Genomic DNA, 2,839 nt, shown 5'->3' with positions numbered 1-2,839 from the left:
CCACCGGCTACCCGGCGATCGACGCGGCGGACGCCTACGAGATCCAGCTGATCAACATCCGCAGGCAGCTGGCCGAGGGCCGCACCGTCCGAGGCCACAAGGTCGGCCTGTCCTCGAAGGTCATGCAGCAGATGATGGGGGTGGACGAGCCCGACTACGGCCACCTGCTCTCGGACATGGTGCTGCCCGAGGGCGTCCCCGTCGAGACCGGCCGCTACTGCTTCCCCCGGATCGAGGTCGAGATCGGGTACGTCCTCGGCCGGAGCCTGCCGGGGGAGGGGTGCACCACCGCGGACGTCCTCGCGGCCACCGAGTACATCGTCCCGAGCATCGAACTCATCGACAGCCGGATCAAGGACTGGCGGATCCGGCTCGCCGACACCGTCGCCGACAACGCCTCGTCCGCCGGCGTCGTCCTCGGATCGGCCCGGGTCCGCCCCGGTGACCTGGACCCCGCGGACATCGCCGCCGTGCTGTACCGGGACGGCGAGGAGATCGCCCGGGGCAACACCAGCGCGGTGCTGGGCGACCCGACCGAGGCCGTGGCCTGGCTGGCCCGCAAGGTGGCCTCCTACGGAGTGCGCCTGGAGGCGGGGCACGTCATCCTGCCGGGCTCCTGCACCCGGGCGGTGGACGTGGCCCCGGGAGACGTGTTCCGGGCCGAGTTCGAGGGGCTGGGCTCCGTGTCCGTCGGCTTCGTCCACTCAACGGGACACCCGCGGCCGGAAAACTGAAATCGATACTAGTTTCGCCGGGCGGGACGCTCCCCGGGCAGTGCGGGGAGCGCCCCGGCGTACCCATCGGCTCGACGGAACACGGAAAGAGGCAGCATGAGCGCGACGAAGACCCTGGAGGGGCGCACCGCCGTCGTCACCGGAGCGGGGGCGGGGCTCGGCCGCGCCGAGGCGCTGGCGCTCGCGGAGCTCGGCGCCGACGTGGTGGTCAACGACGTCGGCCCGTCGGCCGACGAGGTGGCCGCCGAGATCAGGGCGCTCGGGACCGGGGCGGTGGCGGTGACCGGGGACGTCGGGGACTGGTCCATGGGTGACCGCCTGGTGCAGGCCGCCGTGGAGTCGTTCGGCGGCCTGGACATCGTCGTCAACAACGCCGGTGTGCTGCGCGACAAGATGCTGTTCAACCTCACCGAGTCCGACTGGGACGACGTGATCCGCATCCACCTCAAGGGCCACGCCGGGCTCTCCCGGGCCGCCGCCGTGCACTGGCGGGCGGCGAGCAAGTCGGCCGGTGCCCCGGTCTACGGCCGAGTGGTCAACACCTCGTCCGAGGCGTTCCTGTTCGGCTCCCCGGGCCAGCCGAACTACTCCGCCGCCAAGGCCGGCATCACCGCGCTGACCCTGTCCACCGCCCAGGGCCTGGCCCGGTACGGGGTGCGCGCCAACGCCATCTGCCCGCGCGCCCGCACCGCCATGACCTCCGAGGCCTTCGGGGAAGGGGAGGGCGCGCCCGGCGGCCTGGACATCATGGCCCCGGAGCGCGTCGCCGCCCTCGTCGCGCACCTGGCCTCGCCCGCCGCCGACGGCATCAACGGACAGGTCTTCGTCGTCTACGGCGACATGGTCGCCCTGCTCGCCCCGCCCACCGTGGAACACAAGTTCACCGCCGCCGGCGGCGCCTTCACCCCCGGGGAACTGGACCGGCAGCTGACCCCGTACTTCGACGGCCGCGACCCCTCCCGCAGTTACGCCGCGTACAGCGTCGCCCGGCTCGACACGACGGGCACCCAGAAGACGCCGTGACCCACGGCCCGGGGACACGTCCGGCCGGCGGGCAGGGGCACGCCGGCCGGATCAGCCCGCCTCCTCCGAGGCGAGCAGCAGATGGCAGGCCATCCGCAGGTCCGCGTCGGCCTTCTCCGGGGACAGCCGCTCGTTGAGCCGGGACTGGAGCACTCCGTACCAGAGCAGGACCAGCAGCCGCAGCCGGGTGATGTGGTGCTCCGTGGGCCGCTCGACGCCCCAGGCCCGCAGCAGCAGATCGATGAAGCCCGAGTCGATGCGGCCCAGGTCCGGGACGGTCGACGCCCGGGCGGCGTTCGCCGACTGGATCATCGCGGTCGCCAGGGCCGGCCGGCGCAGCAGCTTGCGGGTGGCGCTGCCCAGCGCGTCGAAGACCGCGTCCTCGGGTGAGGTGCCCGCCGCCCGCTCGGGCAGCCGTGCCGCGAACCCCTCGATCTGGTCGGCCATGAGCGCCGTGAACAGATGGGTCTTCGACGGGAAGTACCGGTAGAGGGTGCCGATCGCCACCCCCGCGGACCGGGCCACCTCGTGCATCTGCACCCGTTCGAGCCCGGTCTCGGCGGCGAGGTCGGCCGCCACCCGCAGAATGCCCTGACGGCGTGCGCGCTGCCGGGGGGAGGTGGGCTCCGCGCCTGCCCTGGCCTCGGCGATTCTGGGCACGCTCGCTCCCCTTCCCACGCTTTCCGGCCGGATCAACGGCCTCAGACAATACGCCTGGCCCGTCCTCGCGTCAGGTGCCGCCCGGCCGGTGTACCGGTCAGCGGGACGGTACCCGCCTTCGCCGCCGCCCGCGGGATCTGCTGAGCCCACACCACCGAGGCACGGGAGGGCACATGCGAGACGGCCGGCAGGAATGGGACGCGACCCACGACGTGGTCGTCGTCGGATCCGGGGCGGGAGCGATGACCGGGGCCCTGACGGCCGCCGCGGAGGGCCTGGACACGGTCGTACTGGAACGGACGGCGCTGCTCGGCGGAACCTCCGCCTACTCCGGGGCCGCCTGCTGGCTGCCCGGCACCCGGGTGCAGGAACGGGCCGGGATCGGCGACTCCACGGAGGCGGCCCGCGCCTATCTGCGGGCG

4 protein-coding genes are annotated in these 2,839 nt (G+C 73.3%); 3 read left to right on the top strand and 1 reads right to left on the bottom strand.

Features of this window, described 5'->3' with window-relative positions; all coding sequences use genetic code 11:
* Together IH13_RS0129075 and IH13_RS0129070 are read left to right on the top strand one after the other, a co-directional pair.
* Positions 1–734: 2-keto-4-pentenoate hydratase (locus IH13_RS0129075; RefSeq protein WP_031089002.1), on the top strand; the 734-nt coding region annotated here is incomplete at its 5' end.
* Between the two features lie 96 nt (positions 735–830).
* Entirely contained in the window at positions 831–1,757 is a 927-nt protein-coding gene (locus tag IH13_RS0129070) for a 3-oxoacyl-ACP reductase (RefSeq protein ID WP_031089001.1), read from the top strand.
* Positions 1,758–1,808: 51 nt separating this feature from the next.
* Here the strand turns inward: IH13_RS0129070 and IH13_RS0129065 are convergent, their stop codons facing one another.
* The gene (locus tag IH13_RS0129065) at positions 1,809–2,417 is read right to left on the bottom strand and encodes a TetR/AcrR family transcriptional regulator (RefSeq protein ID WP_031088999.1); all 609 of its coding nucleotides are present in this window, start codon (positions 2,415–2,417) and stop codon (positions 1,809–1,811) included.
* Positions 2,418–2,590: 173 nt separating this feature from the next.
* Here IH13_RS0129065 and IH13_RS0129060 point away from each other — a divergent pair.
* Positions 2,591–2,839 (top strand): FAD-binding protein (locus IH13_RS0129060; RefSeq protein ID WP_031088996.1); only part of this gene is annotated, 249 nt, incomplete at its 3' end.

Source organism: Streptomyces sp. NRRL WC-3549 (genome assembly GCF_000721935.1).
Lineage (GTDB): Bacteria > Actinomycetota > Actinomycetes > Streptomycetales > Streptomycetaceae > Streptomyces.
This window is presented reverse-complemented; position numbering and strand designations above follow the sequence as displayed.